General features: G+C 64.3%; 18 protein-coding genes. 4 read left to right on the top strand and 14 right to left on the bottom strand.

Annotated features, from left to right (window positions below; genetic code table 11):
• Positions 1-30: 30 nt before the first annotated feature.
• Complete coding sequence (locus AC1DZQ_RS12815) at positions 31-843, bottom strand: MBL fold metallo-hydrolase (protein WP_476963881.1); 813 nt, start codon at positions 841-843, stop codon at positions 31-33.
• A 493-nt stretch (positions 844-1,336) separates the two neighbouring features.
• On the opposite strand from AC1DZQ_RS12815, the gene AC1DZQ_RS12810 reads away from it, so the two are divergent.
• Complete coding sequence (locus AC1DZQ_RS12810) at positions 1,337-1,756, top strand: nuclear transport factor 2 family protein (RefSeq protein WP_476963880.1); 420 nt, start codon at positions 1,337-1,339, stop codon at positions 1,754-1,756.
• 164 nt (positions 1,757-1,920) lie between these two features.
• On the opposite strand, the gene AC1DZQ_RS12805 is transcribed toward AC1DZQ_RS12810, so the two are convergent.
• Positions 1,921-2,544 (bottom strand): TetR/AcrR family transcriptional regulator, encoded by a 624-nt coding sequence (locus tag AC1DZQ_RS12805; protein ID WP_476963879.1) that lies wholly within the window; start codon positions 2,542-2,544, stop codon positions 1,921-1,923.
• A gap of 153 nt (positions 2,545-2,697) precedes the next feature.
• On the opposite strand from AC1DZQ_RS12805, the gene AC1DZQ_RS12800 reads away from it, so the two are divergent.
• Complete coding sequence (locus tag AC1DZQ_RS12800) at positions 2,698-3,177, top strand: cupin domain-containing protein (protein WP_476963903.1); 480 nt, start codon at positions 2,698-2,700, stop codon at positions 3,175-3,177.
• Positions 3,178-3,844: 667 nt separating this feature from the next.
• Here the strand turns inward: AC1DZQ_RS12800 and AC1DZQ_RS12795 are convergent.
• From AC1DZQ_RS12795 to AC1DZQ_RS12760, 8 genes are all read right to left on the bottom strand, one after another.
• Positions 3,845-4,246 carry a (R)-mandelonitrile lyase gene (locus AC1DZQ_RS12795; protein WP_476963878.1) on the bottom strand — a complete coding sequence of 134 codons (402 nt, stop codon included), beginning with the start codon at positions 4,244-4,246 and terminating at the stop codon, positions 3,845-3,847.
• 8 nt (positions 4,247-4,254) lie between these two features.
• Positions 4,255-4,587: a carboxymuconolactone decarboxylase family protein gene (locus AC1DZQ_RS12790; protein WP_476963877.1), complete on the bottom strand. Its 333-nt coding sequence runs from the start codon at positions 4,585-4,587 to the stop codon at positions 4,255-4,257.
• Between the two features lie 53 nt (positions 4,588-4,640).
• Entirely contained in the window at positions 4,641-6,221 is a 1,581-nt protein-coding gene (locus tag AC1DZQ_RS12785) for a Na+/H+ antiporter (RefSeq protein WP_476963876.1), read from the bottom strand.
• Positions 6,222-6,288: 67 nt separating this feature from the next.
• A complete protein-coding gene (locus AC1DZQ_RS12780; RefSeq protein WP_476963875.1) occupies positions 6,289-6,651 on the bottom strand; it encodes a nuclear transport factor 2 family protein in 363 nt (120 codons plus the stop codon).
• The gene (locus AC1DZQ_RS12775) at positions 6,648-7,673 is read right to left on the bottom strand and encodes an aldo/keto reductase (protein WP_476963874.1); all 1,026 of its coding nucleotides are present in this window, start codon (positions 7,671-7,673) and stop codon (positions 6,648-6,650) included. Before AC1DZQ_RS12775 ends, AC1DZQ_RS12780 begins: the two co-directional genes overlap by 4 nt.
• Positions 7,674-7,693: 20 nt before the next feature.
• Positions 7,694-8,575 carry an aldo/keto reductase gene (locus tag AC1DZQ_RS12770; RefSeq protein WP_476963873.1) on the bottom strand — a complete coding sequence of 294 codons (882 nt, stop codon included), beginning with the start codon at positions 8,573-8,575 and terminating at the stop codon, positions 7,694-7,696.
• Between the two features lie 132 nt (positions 8,576-8,707).
• A complete protein-coding gene (locus AC1DZQ_RS12765; RefSeq protein WP_476963872.1) occupies positions 8,708-9,703 on the bottom strand; it encodes an aldo/keto reductase in 996 nt (331 codons plus the stop codon).
• A 120-nt stretch (positions 9,704-9,823) separates the two neighbouring features.
• Entirely contained in the window at positions 9,824-11,275 is a 1,452-nt protein-coding gene (locus AC1DZQ_RS12760; protein WP_476963871.1) for an MFS transporter, read from the bottom strand.
• 102 nt (positions 11,276-11,377) lie between these two features.
• On the opposite strand from AC1DZQ_RS12760, the gene AC1DZQ_RS12755 reads away from it, so the two are divergent.
• On the top strand, positions 11,378-12,259 hold the full coding sequence (locus AC1DZQ_RS12755; RefSeq protein ID WP_476963870.1) for a helix-turn-helix transcriptional regulator: 882 nt from the start codon (positions 11,378-11,380) through the stop codon (positions 12,257-12,259).
• Positions 12,260-12,926: 667 nt separating this feature from the next.
• Here the strand turns inward: AC1DZQ_RS12755 and AC1DZQ_RS12750 are convergent.
• Both AC1DZQ_RS12750 and AC1DZQ_RS12745 read right to left on the bottom strand, forming a co-directional pair.
• A complete protein-coding gene (locus tag AC1DZQ_RS12750) occupies positions 12,927-14,087 on the bottom strand; it encodes an alkaline phosphatase family protein (protein WP_476963869.1) in 1,161 nt (386 codons plus the stop codon).
• A gap of 436 nt (positions 14,088-14,523) precedes the next feature.
• Entirely contained in the window at positions 14,524-14,835 is a 312-nt protein-coding gene (locus AC1DZQ_RS12745) for a hypothetical protein (protein WP_476963868.1), read from the bottom strand.
• 675 nt (positions 14,836-15,510) lie between these two features.
• Here AC1DZQ_RS12745 and AC1DZQ_RS12740 point away from each other — a divergent pair.
• Positions 15,511-15,903 carry a hypothetical protein gene (locus AC1DZQ_RS12740; RefSeq protein WP_476963867.1) on the top strand — a complete coding sequence of 131 codons (393 nt, stop codon included), beginning with the start codon at positions 15,511-15,513 and terminating at the stop codon, positions 15,901-15,903.
• Positions 15,904-16,636: 733 nt separating this feature from the next.
• Here AC1DZQ_RS12740 and AC1DZQ_RS12735 read toward each other — a convergent pair.
• Both AC1DZQ_RS12735 and AC1DZQ_RS12730 read right to left on the bottom strand, forming a co-directional pair.
• Positions 16,637-17,869, bottom strand: a complete 1,233-nt coding sequence (locus AC1DZQ_RS12735; RefSeq protein WP_476963866.1) for a cytochrome P450 — start codon at positions 17,867-17,869, stop codon at positions 16,637-16,639.
• Positions 17,866-19,554 (bottom strand): FAD-dependent oxidoreductase, encoded by a 1,689-nt coding sequence (locus tag AC1DZQ_RS12730; protein ID WP_476963865.1) that lies wholly within the window; start codon positions 19,552-19,554, stop codon positions 17,866-17,868. Before AC1DZQ_RS12730 ends, AC1DZQ_RS12735 begins: the two co-directional genes overlap by 4 nt.
• Between the last annotated feature and the right edge of the window lie 334 nt (positions 19,555-19,888).

The raw sequence follows: 19,888 nt of genomic DNA, 5'->3' as shown, positions 1-19,888 counted from the left end.
CGATCGCAAACTGACGCTAGAGGGGACGGTTCAGGTCAAATGGTCGAAGTCGCCTCGCGCCCAAGCAGCGTGCCGTTGGGCGGAATCGTGCAGAATGGCCTGGGCTCCGGACGCGATTACATTGTTGAAGTTGCCGTAGGTCCGGTCGAACTTGAGCTCTCCCAGCTGCGCGGCGATTCGCACCGCCACCGCGCCGGATAGCGGCAAACGATTTGGGTAGCTGCGCATGAAGGCTATGGAACGACGGTCTGGATTCGGAAACACGCTGTCACCGGTCAGCAGAACTCCTCTGCCGCCGGCCCCTGCGGCCCAGTGCACCACCGCGCTGCCCGGGAAATGCCCCCCGGTCTGGTGCAGTGTCAACCCTTCGGCGATAGCTTGACTGCCGGACCAGTACTCGATGATCGGATCGTTGCGCCCCAGCCATCGCCGGTCAGCGTCGGCCACAAGTACTGGGACGCCACCGAGCCGATGCGACCATTCGACCTGCACACCGAACATGTGTGGATGGCTAGCGGCGATTGCCAGGACCGGGCCTCGTTCGAGGACTGCCTTCACAGCGCTGTCATCGACATATCCGACCGGATCCCACAGCAGCGAACCCTCGGGTGTCACCACAAGCTGAGCGGTCTGGCCGATCCCGACTTTTGGCTCCGTCGTGATCCCGATCAGACCCGGCTCGTTCTCCTTCAACACTGTCTGCTGGCCCTCCTGCGCCAGCCCGTCCAGTGTGAGCCACTTTTGCCCGTCCTCGGGCACATACTGCCGCTCATCGGCGCAGATCGGGCAGACCGCCGGCGTAGGTTCGTCGCGTTCGACGGCGCACGTTGCGCAGATCAGCATGGTCGGTCCCTTCTAAGCCTCTTGTGTCCTGCTTTCCCGCCTTCTTCACCTTCGGCCGCAGGCTGGCTTGCCCAGACTATGGCACGCGAAAGTGTTCTAGGAAGAGAGATCCTTGCGATAACGATTGGGTTGGCGGGCCGTCTTCACGTTGGCCGGGCGAACGCCACACATCCGCGGCACCACGAACGACCGCAGCGTCCGCTACAGCCGGGGACGCTCCACCTCACCCATGGCCGTCGCAGCCTTCACCTACGACAACCTTCCCCAACGCCGAAGAAGTTCGGTCACGTTCGAGGCACATTCCGAACCGCTGTCTTTGGGTGCCGGTCAGGCTTAAGGGATCGAAAAGGAAGGCGACAGGGAAGGGGCTTCCCTGCCCTAGTCCCCAACTGCGATGGATGTTCTACTGGTGTGAACGACGCGTGTTGATGTTGGCCTCCGGCCAGATCCCGCGGCGAGCGTTGACGGACAATGAGCCCGTTGGAGGTCCGGTGTGAGCGAGCGGGATGACTTCATGGCCTGGATTGGGTCGCGTCTCAAAGACGCCGAGATCGCCCTGCACAACGGCGATGCCGCTCCGCGGTTCGCCATCTGGTCAAGTAAAGAGCCCGTCACCGTGCTCGGTGCATGGATGTCCGGCAGCGGGCCCGAGGACGTGGGGTACATCTTCCGTCAGCTGGAAGCCTCGTTTTCGGACTGCACGTCTTACTCGCACGAGGTCATCGCTGCCGACGTGATCGGCAACATGGCCTACACCGTTGGCTACGAGCATACAAGTGCCTCGGTGAATGGAGAGCCGAGGGACTACACGCTGCGGGTGACTCAGGTCTACCGCCGCGAGGACGGCGAGTGGAAGGTCGCTCATCGCCACGCAGACACGCTGGCGCAGCCGGACAAGGGGCAGGACGGTTGAGCCCCGTCGCCGAATTTCGCTGGCGATCATATTCGGCCTAATCCGTGTGGTCCCAATGCCTTGAGCTGGCCAATTTGGGTTTGGTGCTGATGGCTGTTGCCGCGGCCACGGAGGCGGCCCGGGCTTGCCAAAGGACTTCGCCGTCGTTCATGCATCGAGCCTGGCTAGCCTGGGGATTTCTTGTCAGGAGGGCAGCGCAGCACGGGTGCGTCGGGCGTCTCTGGAGCGCGGACCGCGGTTGTGATCATGGTCGACATGACTTCGACGGCGTCATCGTCGGAGAGCGCGTTGTCATGGCAAAGGGATCGCCAGGTCCAGAAGGAAACCGCGTGGCTGAGCACGGCGTTAAACCTGCGGTTCCTGTTCGGCTCGGGGAACGGCTCGAGAAGAATATTCCGGAAATGGGCGTTCGTGGAATCGAGGCCTGTGCGGCGTGTTTGGGGGAGCGCATCCCAGTCCGCATAGATTCGGGTGAGCATGGCCTCACCGCGGCGGTAGAACCGGTACAGATCGGACAGGCCAACGCTCAGGCGTTCGACTGGGTCGGCGTGCCGGGACCATTCCTCGGGGTCCGGCAGTTGCTGTTGCGAGAGCCAGTGCGAGGAGCAGGCGGAGAATAGTGCCTCGTCGTCAGGAAAGTGCCGGTAGACCGTCAGCCGGGTGACACCTGCCTTTTCGGCGATGCCCGCGATCGTAGTGCGAGCCGGCCCGATGGAACCGTGCAGGGCCACGGCCGCGTCGACGATGCGCTGGTGAGTTCCGCTTATCTGTTCTGTCCTTTTGCTCATTTCGTAACGGCGGCTCTCGGATGAACGCTGGTGCTCACGCAATGTATTGACTCGGCTCCTTCCCGGGCGGACAATTTCGGTACACACCATTGTATATTGAAATTAGAGGGGTGGTCTGTTATGGACCTTGAAAGGGCTCCGCGGTTGACAGTCGTGCAGCCGGGCCAGGGGCGGGAGGGCAGTCTCGGAACAATCGGGGTTGTCTTCAAGCTTTTCGGCGAGCACACCAATGAACAGATCTCGATTGTGGAGCACCCGTTCCCTGTCGGGGCTCTGGTACCCCCGCACACCCATACGAGGGAGGACGAATACTCGATCGTCCTTGAAGGCGAGATAGGGTTCCGGTCCGGCGATCGTGAGGCGGTGCTCGGAGCGGGAGGCTACATCACGAAACCGCGGGGGGAGCTCCACACGATGTGGAACGCCGGCAAAGTCCCTGCGCGGATGATCGAGATCATCAGCCCGGCCGGGTTTGAGCATTTCTTCTGGGGACTGGCCGATCACTTTGAAGCCGGCCCGCCGGATCCCGAGGTCATTGGCAAAATGGCCGCCGAATATGGGCTTCAGTTCGGCGAGCCGCCCTGGCTGCCGGACATCATCGCCCGGTACGGGCTGACACCTCCGATGGGCTGACACGAGCGGGGCATAGGCATCCTGGCGTCACTTGACCAGGTACGGTTAATGATCCCGGGAATAGGCACGAAATAGCGAGTGGCGGCACCGCCCCAAGCTCTTCGGCACGCCCCTCAGGAAAATGCCGAGGCCGATGCGGTGTTACTTCAAGACGCTGAGGAGGGGAGCTGAGCAGTCGCTTGGAGTCCGCATCGATCGGTCGACGGCGTTGGTACAACGTGCACACTTCGGGCTTCGGACTGGGCAGTACCGCGGTCAGATCCGGTCGGATTCCGCATGTTTCCGCGGGAGTCCCGTGGTTGCAAGGGCTGGAATGCAGTCCGAGTCCCACCTCCGGCACGTGTTTTCCCTGCTCAGGGGCTTGTGAGCCTCTGACTGTGTACAAAATCTCCTTTTATGGGCCCTGCGGGGCCCATTTTTGTTGGTGGCCGTTGCCGTCTGCCGGCTCCTTCTCTTGACTTGGACAGCGGTGTTGCTGCGTACTCCTTCATGGCCGGGAGCGCCTGGACCTGCATGACTTGCTGCGACGACGCGGCGCGCCGGGTTGGGAGGGCGGCAATATCATGACATGTGGGCGGTCGTATGCGGACAGCTGTCTCCAAGCAGTGAACCGACACGCCGACGGGAAAGGCAGCCCCTGCCCGGGCTGGTGAATGGCGTCCGGTGGTTAGCGGCCGTTGTACTCGTCGTCTGTGATGTGCTCGCCCCAGGTGGTGGTCTTGGACGGGTCTTCACCGTTTTGGAGCATGGCGAGGTGTTCCATGAAGCAGCCGGGGGCGGCGGCGTGCCAGTGCTCCTCGCCGGGCGGGGTGTAGATCGTCTGGCCGGGGCGGACTTCGATGATCTTTCCGTCCCGGGTACCGAAACGGCCTACTCCTTGGGTGACGCGTAGGTACTGGCCGTGTTCGTGGGAGTGCCAGGCGGTGCGTGCTCCGGGCGCGAAGCGGACGGTCGCGACGACCATCGTCTGGTCGGACTCATGGGGCAACGCGATCGGGTCGAGCCAGACGTCGCCGGCGAACTGGGCCGCCGGGTTCTTGGTGGTCGGCACAGTGGGTTCAATGTTCATGGTCGTCCTTACTTGTTGTCTGTGAAGAGTTGCTTGGCGACGCCCATCGCGGACATGCCCTTGGGCCAGCCGGCGTAGAGCGTGACATGGGTGATGGCTTCGACGAGCTCTTCCTGGGTGACACCGTTTTCGAGGGCGCGGCCGAGGTGGAAGCCCAGCTGCTCGGTGTTCCCTCCGGCGGTGAGTACGGCCACGGTGATGAGGCTGCGGTCACGTGCGCTCAGTTCTGGACGGTTCCAGACGTCCTCGAAGAGCACGTCGTCGGTGAGCTCTGCAAGCTTCGGAGCGAAGTCGCCGAACATCCTTCGGCCACCGCCGAGCTGCTTGGGTTGGTCAGTCATGATGTTCCTTCTTTCGGTTTGGCATCTGAAGTGGTCAGTTGTTCCGAAGTCTGTCAGTCGATGATTTCGACGCCAGTGAGGCGTTGTTCTTCGACATCGAGCCTGGTTTGAAGACGCCGGGCGACGGTGTCATCGACCGTGCCAGCGAGGCGGAGTTGCAGGAGTACTTCCCGCTTCCTCTCGAGTACGGCTTGGCGGAGCGTTATTTCTTCATGGCGCGATTGTGCAGTTGTCGCCGGATCGGAACCGGCTTTCAGCGCCTGTGTGACCGACAGGTGGGATCGATATTCGTCCGCGAGTCGGCTGTGCACATTTGCGCTCGTCCCGAGCTCGTGAGCGAGTTCGTCGAGGGCGGAGACGGCGGCGGAAGCGATTGCCAGTTCGGCCAGGCGGAGTTCTTCCTCCTCGGGCTCATCGGGGAGCTTGGCCCAGCGGACTACTGCGGGCAGTAGAGGGCCTTGGACGAGCATGGTCAAGACGATCACGCCGGCGGTGATGAAGATGATGTCATCGCGGCCGGGGAGCGGGGTGCCGTCATTGAGTGCCGATGGCACGGACAATGCGATCGCAAGGGATACGGCCCCGCGGAAGCCAGCAATAGAGCTGACGACCCGGGCCCGGTAGCTCATCCTGCGCTGGCGTTGGGAGGGGCGGCGATCCAGAAACCGGATGACAGCGACGCTCACAGTTTGGAACACGAACCGAACCATCATGAGTGTCAGCCACACAGCAACTGTGGACAAAAGTAGCCGGCCCACATCGCGGGCGTTGATTTCGTGCACCGCGGCCTGCACCTGCAGGCCGATGAGAACGAACAAGGCACCGTTTAAAAGGTAGGACCCGAGAGGCCAGGCGGACTCGGTCTGGCGGCGCGATGCTGCCGTGCTGATCCGGCTGGAAGTGAAGGAGATGATCAAACCGGCGACAACAACGGCCAGCACGCCCGAGGCCTCAACAGCTTCGGCGAGCAGGAAAGCAGCGAACGGAGTGATGAGCAGGGCAATGTTGATGATAAGCGGGTCGCGTACCCGGACCAAGAGCAGGTAGGCCGCGCCGGCGACCAGCATTCCGGCGACCGCCCCTCCAACATAGGAGAGGGCGAACAGGCCGGCGATATTGACCGGCGTGTAGCTGCCGCCCAGTGCCGCACCCACGGCTATGGCGTACAGCACCAGGGCTGTACCGTCATTGGTTAGGCTCTCGGCCTTGAGCAGCATGAAGTTCCGGCGCGGCAGCATCCGTCCGAGGGCTGCGACCGCCGTCGCATCCGGCGGAGCCAGAGCCGCCCCGAGGATATACGCGGCACTCCATGGCAGGCCAAGGAGGTTTGCCACGCCCGCCACGGCGAGAGCGGTGGCAACCACCAGCAGAGTGCTGAGTAAGACGATGCCGCGAAGGTCCCGCCGGATCGAGCGGAGCGAGGTTGTCAGGCTTTCCCAGAACAGCATGACCGGCAGGAAGATCAGCAGCACCGTCTCCGGTGGAAGCTCGATCTGCCGCAGTTGCGGAACGAAGCCAAGGACAAGGCCGAAGACCAGCAGCAGCAAGGGTGCGGCGACACGGACGCGGGGAGCCAGGATCGCGCCCGAGAGCACGGTCACACCCAGGAGTACGACGGTTTCCAGGCCTTCCATGGCATTTCCTTTCGATCTGTGTGTTCTATTGCTGTGTCGGAAGGCTGGGCTGCCGGTGTCCGGGTTGTTACCAGGTTGATGCGACTGTGCGGGTGATGACCCAGTCGTCTCCGCGGGGCTCGAACCAGGAGCGCAGCGTCAGGTGCCAGGTGGCTCTGGAGCCCCAGATCGTGGCGTCGGTAAGGGTTCGGGCGGTCAGCGCGGGCGCGGTCCCCTCCGTGCTGAGGGTGGTCTCGACCGTTTCCATCCGGTGGTACTGCATCTGAAGGGTTTCAATGGCATCCAGCCATTCCGCCTTTGACTGCACGTATCCGGTCATGTGCGTAAGGGTGAATTCCTCGGCGAGAATGGCGCCCAGTTCTGCCAGGTCCCCGGCAACCATGGCCTCGCACAACGCGCTGTGGAGCTCCTCCAGGTCCGTGGCGGTCACGGCTGGTTCCGTCGTCGTGCCTGCGCTGTGAGTTCATGTGCGCCGTAGCTGTTGTCATCGGGGTTGATGGTCACGCCGGGTCCGACGAGCTCATCGATGCGGTCCAGCACGTCGCTGGATAACGTGATGTCGGCAGCCGGAAGGTAGGACTCCAGCTGTTCCATGGTTCGCGGCCCGACGATGGCGGCTGTGACGCCCGGGTGGTTGATAACGAAAGATATCGCCAGCTCGATGAGGGTCAGTCCGGCCTGTTCGGCCAGCTGGGCGAGTTCTTCGACGACGTCGAGCTTGCGCTGGTTCGCCGGGCTCGTCATGTCGAACCGGGCGTTCGGACGCGCAGACGAGGTGGGCGTGGATGCTGAGTCTTTGCGCCAGCGCCCGGAGAGCCAGCCACCGCCGAGCGGGCTGTAGGTGAGGGTGCCCATGCCGTGGCGCTGCACAGTGGGGAGGATGTCTTCCTCGATGCCGCGGACCAGGATGGAGTACGGCGGCTGCTCGGTGACGAACCGCTCCAAGTTGCGCTCGCGGGAGGCCCACTGGGCTTCCACGATCTGCGATCCGGAGTAAGAAGAAGAACCGATGTAACGGACCTTGCCTTGGCGGACGAGGTCGGTGAGTGCGCCGAGGGTCTCCTCGACGTCGGTGTTGGGGCTGGGCCGGTGGACCTGGTAGAGGTCGATGTAGTCGGTGTTCAGGCGGCGGAGGGAGTTTTCGACTTCGCGGATGATCCAGCGGCGGGATCCACCGCGCTGGTTGGGGTCTTCGCTCATGGGCATGAAGAACTTCGTGGCGAGGAACACCTCATCACGGCGCCCGTCGAGTGCCTGTCCGACGATTTCCTCGGATGCCCCACCGGAGTAGACGTCGGCGGTGTCGATGAAGTTGATGCCCGCGTCGAGGGCGTGGTGGATGATGCGGATGGAATCGGCGGTGTCTTTGTTGCCCCAGGGGCCGAACATCATCGCACCCAGGCACAAGGGACTGACCTGCACGCCGGTGCGGCCGAGGTGACGGTATTCCATGATGGTTCCTTCTCTCTGTCTTAGGCTTCGGGGATGACCATGGCGAAGCGCTCTTCGCGGGCCTCGTCCGGGTCCGGTCCGTTGCGCATTCCGGTGTCGAGCGCCTCGATGGCGGCGAGTTCGTCGGCGCTGAGTTCGAAGTTGAAGATGTCGAAGTCTTCGGCGATGCGTGCCGGGTTGGTCGATTTCGGGATGGCTGAGCGGCCGTGCTGCAGGTGCCACCGGAGCATGACCTGTGCCGGGCTCTTGCCGTAGGCCCGTGCGATGGTGGCGATTGTCGGGTCTTCCATGACGTTCCGGCGGTCCTGGCCCCACCCTGGGTAGAAGGTGATGCCTCCGATCGGTGACCAGGCCTGGGTGAGGATCCCGTGTTGGGCGTCGGCTGCCTGTACGTCCGGCTGGGTGAAGTAGGGGTGCAGTTCGATCTGGTTCACGGCCGGGACGACGTCGGTCGAGTCGAGCAGTTGCTTCAGATGGTGGGGCATGAAGTTGCTGACACCGATCGCCCGGACGCGCCCGTCAGCAAGCAGGCGCTCAAGGGCTTTGTACGCGGCGATGGTTTTCTCGAACCGGTCGGGCGCGGGCTGGTGCAAGATGAGCAGGTCCAGGTAGTCCACACTGAGCTTGCCCGTTGCTTTGTCCCACGCGTGCAGGGTCTGGTCGTAACCGTAGTCACTGACCCAGACCTTGGTCTCGATGAACACCTCCGAACGATCCAGGCCCGAGCTGCGGATGCCCTCGCCGACCTCCCGCTCGTTGCCGTACGCGGCGGCCGTGTCAATATGCCGGTAGCCGGCAGCAAGCGCGGCCTCGACCGCGGACGTGGTCTGCTCGGGGGCGCTTTGGAAGACGCCCAGGCCAAGGGCTGGCATCGTGATGCCGTTGTTGAGAGTAAGTTTCATGTCCACGCCTTTCACGGTATTCAGAGGTGAGCAGTTGTGGGAGGGCACATCATTACCTCTATCGAGCGGGGGGCGGCACCGCGAGGGGTGCCGTCCGTTGGTCGTTGCCCTGAGTTTGCCGGGCCGCCCGGGTTAGCGGTCGCGGTCGATCGCGGCGTCAAGGCCTGCCGAGAGCGGAGCACCGACGAAGTCGAGGGCGGCGAGGGCTTCATCGATTCGCCGGAGGTCGTCCGCGGTGAGTTCGAGATCGGCTGCGGGGAGGTTGTCGTCCAGGTGCGCGATCCGGGTGCCGCCGGGGATCGGTACGACCCACGGCTTCTGGGCCAGTAGCCAGGCGAGTGCGATTTGCGCCGGGGAAGCTTCCTTCTCGGCGCCGAAGCGCTTGAGGAAGTCGACGAGGGCGAAGTTCGCCTCGAGCGCTTCCGGGGTGAAGCGCGGGAAGTCGGCGCGGAGGTCATCCGGGTTGTCGAACCTCATGTCCCGGGTGATGCCGCCGGTGAGGAATCCCTGTCCGAGCGGACCCCAGGCGACCAGTCCGATCCCTAGCTCCTCGCAGACCCCGAACTTATTGGTTTCAGGCTCTCGCATCCACAGTGAGTAGTGGTCCTGGATGACGGCGATTGGTTGGACGGCGTGGGCGCGGCTGATGCTTGTTTCGCTCGCTTCCGACAGTCCGAAGTGACGCACTTTGCCGTCGGCGATGAGTTCCTTGACGGCGCCAGCGACGTCCTCCATCGGGACGTTGGGGTCAACCCGGTGCTGGTACAGCACGTCGATGTGGTCGGTTCGCAGTCGGCGCAGTGAGGCGTCGACGACATCCCGGATGTGTCCGGGGCGGCTGTTGAGTCCGACTGTTTCGCCTCTGTCGTTGATGTCGAACCCGAACTTGGTGGCTACCAGAACGTCGTCGCGGATCGGCTGCAGCGCTTCGCCGACGAGCTCCTCATTCACATAGGGGCCGTATCCCTCGGCGGTGTCGAAAAGGGTGACGCCGCGTTCGGCGGCGGACCGGATGACGGCAAGCGCTTCGGTCCGGTCGGTAGCGGGGCCGAGGCCGAAACTCAGGCCCATGCAGCCAAGGCCGATGGCCGATGTTTCAAGGCCGTCGCCGAGCTTGCGTGTTTTCATGGGAGTTTTCCTTTGTGTTGTTGAACGCGTGGGTCGAAAGGGAATGAAGGATTGTCCTTCTGGACACTGAAGAAGTGGGTCCTGGTGTCTGGAGAACCTGGGACCAGGCTCTCCAGCAGCTCAGCGGACGCGCTCGGCCTCCGGTACGGGCACGGCCATCCGGGGTGCCCTGGTTCGGCGGGCAGCCAAGTCTGCAGGCAGAATGAGGTTCGCGGTGACGGCCAGGGCAAGGAGCAGGAGGACACTGCCTGTCGTGAGGGCGACGCTGACCTCGGCGGCCAGGTCCGCTACGGCAGAACCCGTGGAAGGGACGGTGGCTGCGGCTGYGACGGCGATGCCGAGCCCCAGGCACATGCCCACCTGGTGGAAGGTGTTGACCAGGCCTGACGCGGCGCCTGCGTCGGAAGCGGGTGCACCAACGATGCCGAATGACGTCAGCGGCGCGAACGCCAGGCCTTGGCCGGCTCCGATGAGGATCATCGGCAGGGCGACACCGGTCAGGTAGCTGGAGTCGACACTGACTCGGCTCAGCCAGAACATCCCGGCCAGGGTCACCAGGATCCCGGCGAAGAGGACAACCGAGGCCGGCATCCGCCCTACGAGCCGCGGGATGCTCATCGCGACAGCGAAGTTAACCGCCGTCATGGGCAGGAATCCGATGCCGGCCTGCAGCGGGTCGAAGCCGAGCACTTCCTGCAGGTACTGGGTGGTGAAGAAGAAGAATCCGATCATCGCGCCGAGGTAGAGGAAGCGGGCAACGTAGGCGCCGGTGCGACGGCGGCTCGCGAACAGGCGCAGCGGCATGATCGGCTGGGTCGCCCTGCGCTCGATCAGTACGAACACGACCAGGAGCACGACGCCGGCGCTGACGGCTGTGACCGTAACCGGGGAAGACCAGCCGGCGTCGACGGTGTTGATGATGCCGAACACGAGCGCGCCGACACCTAATGTGGCGCTGAGCGCGCCGAATACGTCGAAGCGGCCGCGGGCCGGGCCTGATTCCGGGAGGAACCGCGGCGCGAGTGCGATCATCGCCGCGCCAATGGGCACGTTGACGAAGAACCCGGCCCGCCAGGAGATCCAGCGGGCCAGCGCACCGCCGATGACCAGCCCCAGGCTGGCACCAATCCCTGCGGTAGCACCGTACAAAGCGACGGCCCGGGTGCGCTCACGGCCCTCCGGGAAGCTCGCCGTGAGCAGGGACAGCGAGGCGGGCGCGACGATCGCCGCCCCAATACCCTGAACGGCGCGGCCGGCGATCGCCCACCAGCCTGCCGGCGCCAGTCCGATCAGCAGCGACGCGATCGAGAACACCACCAGCCCGAACACGAAAACCCGCCGGCGTCCGAGCAGGTCTCCTGCCCGGGCGCCGAGGAGCAGCAGGCCGCCGAAGACCAGCGTGTACGCATCCTGAACCCAGGAGAGCTCACCAGTGCTCAGTTGCAGGTCTTCCTGCAGGCTGCGCAGGGCCGTGAAGATGACCGAGTTGTCCAGCAGGATCATGAAGTAGCTGACGAGGATGATCGCCAGGATCGCTGCCGGGTGGAGAGCGGTTGTGGGTGCAGGTTTCATGCTTTCAATGCAACCGTGATTCCTTACGGGCCGGGAGTCACTGTCGTTCCGGGTAACGCCAGTGCCTCCCTCGTCCCATCGACCGCGCGTAGCGTGGATGCCATGACACACAGCGACGACGTGCGGAAATTCCTGACCTCCCGCCGTGCAAGGATAACGCCCGAGGAGGCCGGCCTGCCTGCCTATGGCGGCAACCGACGCGTTACCGGGCTGCGCCGCGAGGAAGTCGCCATGCTCGCCGGAATGAGCATCGATTACTACATCCGCCTTGAGCGGGGAAACCTCTCCGGCGCCTCGGACAGCGTCCTTGAAGCCCTCGGTCGTGCCCTGAAGCTCGATGACGCCGAAACGGCGCACCTTTTTGACTTGGCCCGTGCCGCCACCGCCTCTCCCCGTGTGCGGCGCAAGCGCAGCCCGCAGACGGTGCGGCCGAGCGTGCAGCGCGTCATCGATGCGATCACGACGGCGCCGGCCTGGGTCCGCAACGACCGCGGGGACGTCCTCGCCGCCAACGAACTGGGCCGTGCCCTTTATCTGGACATGATGGCAGAGGGGCCCACTCCGCCGAACAGCGCGCGCTTCACCTTCCTGAATCCGAAAGCGCGGGAGTTCTTCGCCGATTGGGAACGCGCAGCGGACGACGTCGTCGCAATCCTGCGCTCGACGGCCGGGAAGAACCCGTACGACAAGGACCTCACGGACCTGGTCGGTGAACTCTCAACCCGCAGCGAGGAGTTCCGCACCCGGTGGGCCCGTCACGACGTGAAGTACCACCGCGCCGGCCGGAAGCGGCTCCACCACCCGATCGTTGGCGACCTGGACTTGAGCTTTGAAGCGATGGAACTCCCCGCAGACCCGGGACTGCGCATCAACGTGTACACAGCCGACCCCGGGACACCGTCCGAGGACGCACTGAAAGTCCTCGCCAGTTGGGCCGCCACCCAGCGTGAAACGACGAAGGCCGCAGTCAAGGAAAATAATTGAGCCACCGTCCCTCCACTGTCCTGATCGTCGGTGCTGGCCGGCGATCGGGTCCGCATCGCGCTCATGACTGCTATCGGCACCACCCGACCTGGCGTCGCCTACGCCCAGTGGAAGCTGCGCAGTGAGCGGCTCATCCGCGCCTGCGGAAACCCGTACACGATCGTGGGCCCCGGCTGGTTCGATTTCAACCAACCCGGGCTTCACACTTTCGCTCTGAGCGGTCAGTGTCGAATATTGATAGGAGTCCGAGCTGACGAACCGCGCCCAGGCGTCTGGATCCCTTTGCTGGTCTGGCTGAGGCTCAAGCGTTGCCCAGGCGGTGATCAGGCCGTAAAGCGGCAAGGTCCACAACCCCGCCCGGGTCCAGTGGGTGATGTTCTGTGCGTTCATGGACCGCCGCCTTCCCCGACCACCTGCCCTGGCCGACCGCCCCAGCCTAGTTCCGGGACGCGTCTCGGGCTAGGGTTCGAAGGACTCGCCTGATCACGGGAATACACGAGGGTTCCTGCCGGTGCCGTCAGTTCGGCGTGTTTGGCCATTTCTGAGCCTCGGTCCCCGGTCGAGTCCTCCGCAGCGTACCGTTCCTCCCGGGGAGTGAAGCGGCTGCCCTTAGGTTGCCAGCCCGGAAGGAACTGGAACTTGCTTGGAGATTCGGTGACACGCGCGATTACCGGGCGTTGAAGACGTCCGGGCCGAAGCTGTTCAGGCCCGGTGCCCCCGCGTATCCGAGCCTGGGTACTGAAAAAATGTCCTCGATGCTGGCAAGCAGGCTGTAGTGGTTGTACATCGTGTCCGACGTCGTTCCCCCCTTGGTGAACGGCGAGATCACCAGCGCACCGACCCGCCCGCCCGCTGTGCCTCCGGCGACTCCCGACGGACCGGAGCCCTTGGCTTCGGATTCGTCGAAGGTGATAACCAGCACCCCGTCCTGTTTGTAGGCCGGGGAGTCCAGGATGGCCGGGACCTGCTGCTGCAGCCAGCTGTCGGCACTTTCGAGACCGCCCGAGCTCCCGTCGACGCAGGGGCTGTCGTGCCCGTCATTACACAAGTTGGGTGTGATGTAGGAAAGGTTCGGTGTTGTGTCCGTGGACTTCAGGTCATCAGCGAAGTGGGTGTAGTCCACCACATTGTTCTGGCAGTCCGGGGACGATGTGATTTCCTCAAAATACACGAACGGGTTGTGGCGCGTTGCGTATTGGTCGCCCTCTTTCGCCTTATGACGCTCGTCCTTGGAGCCGAGTTCGGGATGCTGGCAGGGAGCACCCATATCCTCCATGTAGCCTTTCCAGGTCTTGCCGGCGAAACTGAGCTGGCCTGCAAGCGTGGGAACCGAGGCCGGGTACACACAGCCGGTACCCTGCACTTGGCCCGGCTCGGATGTTCCGGTTTGTTTGAACTCGGCATATATCGGGCAATCGGCGCGCGTCATGGCGTTCGAGCCCTGCCCGGAAATCTGGGCCAGGTAGTCGGGGTTGGAGTTGTGGTCTGTCCCGTAGTACTGGGAGAGCAGCACGCCCTGTGCGCGTAGGGTCTTCGACAAGTAGGTGGCCGCCGAACTGGCGCTCCAGACGTCGTTGTAGTCGTGGTTCTCCAGGTTGATCACGAAGACGTGGCCGGGCTTCCCCGAGGCCTGTGTGGATTGTGGGGAGGGGGTTTTCGTAGGAGTGCCGGGGGTGGCAGTTGTCTTGCCCTGGCCAGGCGACGGCCCGCCTCCTGGCGGAGTGGGCTCACAGGCCGTGGCCGCCACGGCGAGGATCGCAGCAAGGATCAGCGCCGCGGGTCGTGGCGCGCGGCTCCGTCCCAGAAATTTTGCGACATTCCGGCTCATCGGTTCCGGCTTTCTCTCTGGCCCGGCTCCCGATGGGCCAGGTGCCAAGTGGCGTCTACTGTTCCACACCAGAATCAACATTGTGTCTGTAGCCCCTGAGTACTCCCTGTGAAGCCCTTCGGGCCCGGCCTCCACGGGCGGTCCACCGCACGTGGTCGGCCCGGGCGGGTGGTCGGCCCGGGCGGGTGGTCGCCGACGAGGCCAGGATGCTGGACGAACCCCTCCGGGCAGGGGACGAGCTCAGCCGGGCTGCGGATTCTTCGCGTACTCCTCGGCCGTGCCGAAGTGGGCTTTCGTGGGAGTTCCTGCGGCGGCCTCACGCGCTCGCACCTTGTCGATTACTTCAGCGATTTCTACTTCAGCGATTTCGGGTTCGGATAGCCCACGGAGTCTGAGGTTGGGAGTCTGAGGTTGAAGGTCAGGTTTCGCTCGTAGCTCATGCGTTTGCTGCCTGCGAGTCTTTGGCCCCCCGCCGGCGTGAGGCCAGCACGCCATAGAACGCGGTCACGACGAGGACAAACGTTGCAAAAACTGACGCGTTGAGGACGAGCGAGAGTTCCATTTGGTGGGGGAGGAGCATAGTTTCGTCCCACCCCGCATTGTCGGCGCGAGTGATGAAGTCTGCGTCGATCGAATTCCACAGGATGGCCGCGGCGCTTGTTGCCACCAAGGCGCAGAGGCTAAGGACAAGTTGGACGCCGGACAGTACCGACGGCTTTTCATTGTGGCTTGACGGACGTTTGTCCATAGCTTCCTCCGTTTGGTCTCAATAGCGGCCGTTGTCGCCGCTGTCATTACATTGCCCGTTGCCCACCGCCCGGGGCGAAGTCAGCCGGACTGGCCGCTTTGATAAGCAGAGACATGGCCATAGATTCGGCGTGCAGGGGTCGCAAATCGTGCCTCTTGCGTCTCACGAAAGTAGTTCAGCATCTGTCCCCCAAGGTTCGAATCGGAGCCTATAGCACTGGTTGCGCCAAATAGCGCCATTAGATGAGTGCAAGATACGGCCGCGATTCACACGAGTGTCTGTATGGGAATTTTCGCGGCGGGGGAGCCGCCGAAATGTGCTGCGCTGGGGACCGGTATGTGCGACTTGGAAGATTCCGGAGCATGCCGTGTCCAAGGATGCGGAAGCCGCCAGGGTTCCGAACCGTCCTGGGAGTGGCTATCGGTTGGATTGCGACGTTGGTGACAAAACCGCCCTGAGCCCCTGTCCGGGGACCGGGCATGCGCGTAAACTGGAAAGGTGCCCCGGGCAACCAACCCTGGGCGACGCCGGTCCTGCAGACCCGGGCGGTGTCCGTCGGCCGAATCCCGGCCGGACAACTCCACTGAATATCATCGACCTTCCGGAAATGCCGGGTCCGTCGCCGCCGGGGACTGGTTGCGGCAGGAGCAGTGGGGAGGACGAGTCCCTCAAAGGATGAAGCTCATGAACAAGGCTATTCGCATCATCGGAACAACTGCTGTGACGGCGGCTTTGGGCCTGGGCGCCAGCGCCGTCCCGGCCAACGCTGACGTTTCTACCTCCTCCAATATCGTCTGGAACCAATCTTCGTTCGAGCATCGGCACCACATGCGGGATGACAACCGGCATGATTCCGCGCATGGCTGGTGGGACGGGGAGAGCCGGTGGCATGACAATGCCGACGGATGGGGCTGGCGTGACGACCACGGCAATTGGCGTGGCGACAACGACCACAACGGATCGTGGACGGGCCGGGACGGCTGCCGGCATGACAAAGACGGGTTCTGGGACCATCACGGACACCGGCACGATGACAGCAGGCGCCATCACCGCTCCGGCACATGGTGACCAGCTGAGAGCTCTGATGAATCGCGGATTGGTGCCCCCAGCGGGAGGACCGGGGCACCAGGCTCCCAAGCCGGGTGCCGGTACCGGCATGTTGCATGTGGGGCATCGATCTAGTGCCTATGCTTCGATTCTCAAAAACCGATTCCAAGGTTTCGATCGGTCCTGCGATTTCGAGAACTGTTATGGACTGTCGTAACCCCTGAGCTGACAGATGGCACGGCCAGAAGTAGCGGGTAGACAGACCTGTCGTTTCCCTGACTTACGACGGTCGGCACGTTTCCAACCGCCAGCGTGACGTAGTATCCGCTATCAGCGGCGTCGGCCGGCGGGGGGAGCGGCGGGTCTACGGCCCTTCGGCAGGGACAAGATCGGATGGGGCATCACCCGGGCGGACATCGCGGCCTTCACAGCGGATCAGATCAGCAGCAGGAAGTACTCCCAAGCCGCCCCGGCCATCAGCAACTGAGCTCTGCCGTCGCGTCTGCAGTCGCTGCGAGAGGCTTCAATGCGACAGATCCGCAGGCACCATGCTCGCACTGCCGACCGTCTCGGTTCGTTGACTCCAGCGGCTCGACTTGGATGTACTCGCACAGCGTTTCCCGTACTCGACCTTTTAACGCAACCGGCCCTGCCCAGGATTTTTTGCGGGCGCCGCCCCGCGTGGAGAGGTCCTCAGCCGGGACCGGCGGTCCTTTTGACATCGAATTCGTGGGCTGTTCGCTGTTGTCAACAGTCAATCGGTGACGCCGTCGATGTCGATGGGCAGGTGGGAGGGTCCGCGGAGGAACGGACTCGGGCGGTAGGGTGGCGGGTCGGCGGCAAGCCGCGGGTTCTCAAGCCTGCGGGAAAATTCGGTGAGGGCGATCTGGGCTTCGAGCCGGGCCAGGGGCGCCCCAAAGCAGAGGTGGACACCGCCCCCAAATCCGAGGTGTTGGTTGTTGGACCGGTCCGGGATGAAGAGGTCGGGGTCGGTGACGTGGGCGGGGTCGCGGTTGCCGGCGGCCAGGAGCAGCGTGAAGGACGAACCTGCCGGAATGGTCGTGCCGGCGATGTCGATATCGTCCAGGGCTGTGCGGAAGGGAACGAAATGCACGGGCGGCTCGTACCGCAGCAACTCCTCGACCATGGGGATGGCCAGATCGGGGTTGCTGCGCAGTCTCTGAAGCTCGTCTGGGTGGCGCAGCAGGGTCAGCGCGCCGTTGGAGATCAGGTTCACGGTGGTTTCGTGTCCGGCGATGAGCAGGAGAAGCCCGGTGCTCACCAGTTGGTCGTCCGGCATGCGGCCTTCCGGGCCGTCATCGGTGGCCATCGCTGAGAGCAGATCCGTGCCGGGCGCACGCCGGTGGGCTTCGACCAGCTCTTCCATGAAGGAGCGAAGTTCCTTCCCGGCTTCAACCCTCTTCTTTTGCTGGGTTTCGGGATCGAGCCCGGGGTCGGTGGATTGCAGGGCGACGTCCACCCAGACTCGGAAGCGTTGTTCGTCGCCCGGGGGTACGCCGAGAAGTTCGCAGATCACGGTGACGGGCAGCGGATACGCCAGGTCATCGACGACGTCGATCCTGCTGCGGTCCGCCATGTCATCGATCAGTTCGGTGACGATTTCCGTCATCCGTGGTTCCATGCCGGCGACCCGGCCAGGTGTCGTGGGCGGTCCGAAGTGCCGCATGGTGATCCGTCGAAACTTGTCATGGTCGGGTGGGTCCATGCTCAGGAAAGTCGGAGTCATGCCGGGACCGTCCTCGTTGTCCCCGCCTGCGCCCGCCGCGGCGGCGGCCGGATTGCGGGTGATGTCGGAACTCACCCGCGGGTCGTGCAGCAGGGCGGCGATCTCGGCGTAGCCGCTGACGACGTATGTTCCGTCCGGAAGGAGTGTCACCGGGGTCCTGCGGAGCTCGGCGTAGAACGGGTAGGGGTTGGCCCTGTTGGAGTAGTCGAGGATCTGCTCCCAGGTGCTGGCCTGGGTCATGGTGAAGGCTCCTTTAATCGTGGGGCGGTTTCTGTGGGTTTCCGTGACGGGGTGTCCCCGGCGGCGGGGTTGGTCAGTCTGGCGCGGCGTTCATTGGGGTCGTGTCCGGTCACGACAACGGTCGCGTCCTGGGTGGGGCTGGCTGCGGGTTTGAACCCGGCCGGCACGGGCCGGGCCTGGCCTGACTCGTCGAGGTGGTGGAATGGCGGCGCGAAGGGTGCTGCCCGCTCGATCAGCGGTTCGTAGAAGTCGAGCCACTTGTTCTGGTTGAAGGCGACTGCAGCGACGATGCGGCCCTTGTAGCCATAGACGGCCAGGAATCGGCGCGTGTCCACCGATCCTTGGACGATGGCGACCTCGTCGGCGACCGACGGTACCCCGACGCTCTTGATTTCGGTGCCGAACTGGACTGACCAGAATTTCGGCACCTCCAGATGCGGCCACCGTTCGGTCTCGCCGCTGACCATGTTGTGTGCCGCGACCTCGGCTTGGGAGATGGCGTTTCCCCAGTGCTCGACGGCGAGGTACTGGTAGCCGTACATCGGCTGCGGGGCGCGTGCTATGTCCCCGGCGACGAAGACGTCATCGGTGACCAGGCCATTCGCGTCGAAGGCGCGGCAGCCGGCGTCGCACGCGACGCCCCATACGCCGCATGCCAGGCCGGAATCTGCGAGCCATTCGACATTGCGGACGGAGCCGAGCGCGGCGACGGCCACATCCACGTCAAGAGTTGTGCCGTCGGACAGAATGGCCCGGCGCAGCTGTCCGGTGGCATCACCTTCAAGGGATAGGACGCGGACGCCGCAGCGGAGGTCCACGCCATTCTCGATCTGCAGCTCCCCGGCGACTGCGCCGATCACCCCGCCGAGGGCAGCGACGAGCGGAGCCGGGCCGGCCTCCGCGACGGTGACCGGCAGGTCCAGTTCCCGGCACACGGACGCGACCTCGGACCCGATGAACCCGGCGCCGATGACCAGCACCCGACGCGGACGGCCCGCGAGGTGTTGTCGCAGGGTTGCGGCGTCCTCCCGGGTGCGCAACGTCATCACTCCTGCCAGGGCCGCCTCCACAGGGTTAGGCCAGGGGCGGGCCCGCAAGCCGGTTGCGATCAATAACTTGTCGAATCCGATCCGGCTGCCGTCGGCGAGGTGGAGTTGCTTCGCGGCCAGATCCAGTCCGGTCGCCGCCATACCCAGACGCCAAGTGGCGCTGATGTCGCGGTGGCGTGGCAGCGAGGTGTCTTCCAAGGGCACAGACCCGGCCAGGACCTGTTTCGACAGCGGCGGCCGGTCGTAGGGTTCGTGCGGCTCCTCGCCGACCAGAGTCAGCGAACCGGTGAACCCTTCCTCGCGCAACCGCTCCGCCGCGCGCAGCCCCGCCATCGATGCCCCCACGATGACGATCCGTCCAGTTCTCTTAAACGTGCTCCCGCTGTCTTCGACCGGAGCAGCCGTCGCCGGTCGAGTGGCCGGATGCAGCGGTCCGTCCTGCCCGTCCCGCTGTTCGAGCCGGATGGCCTGAACCGGACACGCAGCGGCGGCCCGCCGAATCCTCGTCAGCTGCGCCCCGTCAGGGTGCGGGTCATAGGTCAGTGCCTCGTCCCCCTGGATCGTGAAGACGTCCGGGGCGAGAAAGGCGCACTGGGCGTAGCCCTGGCATTTGGTGAGATCGACGAGGATCCTCATGCCGCTTTTCTCCCTCTAGCGGGCTTGCGCCGGGCCAACCAGCCGGCATCTCTTCCGATCCAACCGGGCCGCCCCGCGCCCGTCAGAACTTCCGCTCCCCGAAGCTGGGCAGCGGAACGGTGCCTGCGCTCGATTCGATTTGATGAGTGTAGGCCCGATGGGCACACGGCGAAAGAGGCCTGCGACCGGACAGGGCGGGGCATCCGTCGAGCGTTTTAGACCGGAGGAACCCGAGTTCCTAGTTGGTGCCTCGTATCGCCCCGCCACTGCGGCGACAGGAACAGCTGCCTAACCGGGAATACCGGGGCTGGACGTTCAACTGTCGGGGCCGAGG

It is taken from the genome of Arthrobacter sp. P1_C12_2 (assembly GCF_056406415.1).
This window is presented reverse-complemented; position numbering and strand designations above follow the sequence as displayed.

Bases quoted from the DNA above. Each gene is read 5' to 3' on its own strand.
- AC1DZQ_RS12775 (WP_476963874.1), bottom strand. From the start codon at position 7,673: ATGGAATACCGTCACCTCGGCCGCACCGGCGTGCAGGTCAGTCCCTTG.
- AC1DZQ_RS12745 (WP_476963868.1), bottom strand. From the start codon at position 14,835: ATGGACAAACGTCCGTCAAGCCACAATGAAAAGCCGTCGGTACTGTCC.
- AC1DZQ_RS12750 (WP_476963869.1), bottom strand. From the start codon at position 14,087: ATGAGCCGGAATGTCGCAAAATTTCTGGGACGGAGCCGCGCGCCACGA.
- AC1DZQ_RS12815 (WP_476963881.1), bottom strand. From the start codon at position 843: ATGCTGATCTGCGCAACGTGCGCCGTCGAACGCGACGAACCTACGCCG.
- AC1DZQ_RS12785 (WP_476963876.1), bottom strand. From the start codon at position 6,221: ATGGAAGGCCTGGAAACCGTCGTACTCCTGGGTGTGACCGTGCTCTCG.
- AC1DZQ_RS12735 (WP_476963866.1), bottom strand. From the start codon at position 17,869: ATGACCCAGGCCAGCACCTGGGAGCAGATCCTCGACTACTCCAACAGG.
- AC1DZQ_RS12755 (WP_476963870.1), top strand. From the start codon at position 11,378: ATGACACACAGCGACGACGTGCGGAAATTCCTGACCTCCCGCCGTGCA.
- AC1DZQ_RS12790 (WP_476963877.1), bottom strand. From the start codon at position 4,587: ATGACTGACCAACCCAAGCAGCTCGGCGGTGGCCGAAGGATGTTCGGC.
- AC1DZQ_RS12740 (WP_476963867.1), top strand. From the start codon at position 15,511: ATGAAGCTCATGAACAAGGCTATTCGCATCATCGGAACAACTGCTGTG.
- AC1DZQ_RS12730 (WP_476963865.1), bottom strand. From the start codon at position 19,554: ATGAGGATCCTCGTCGATCTCACCAAATGCCAGGGCTACGCCCAGTGC.
- AC1DZQ_RS12770 (WP_476963873.1), bottom strand. From the start codon at position 8,575: ATGAAACTTACTCTCAACAACGGCATCACGATGCCAGCCCTTGGCCTG.
- AC1DZQ_RS12765 (WP_476963872.1), bottom strand. From the start codon at position 9,703: ATGAAAACACGCAAGCTCGGCGACGGCCTTGAAACATCGGCCATCGGC.
- AC1DZQ_RS12795 (WP_476963878.1), bottom strand. From the start codon at position 4,246: ATGAACATTGAACCCACTGTGCCGACCACCAAGAACCCGGCGGCCCAG.
- AC1DZQ_RS12805 (WP_476963879.1), bottom strand. From the start codon at position 2,544: ATGAGCAAAAGGACAGAACAGATAAGCGGAACTCACCAGCGCATCGTC.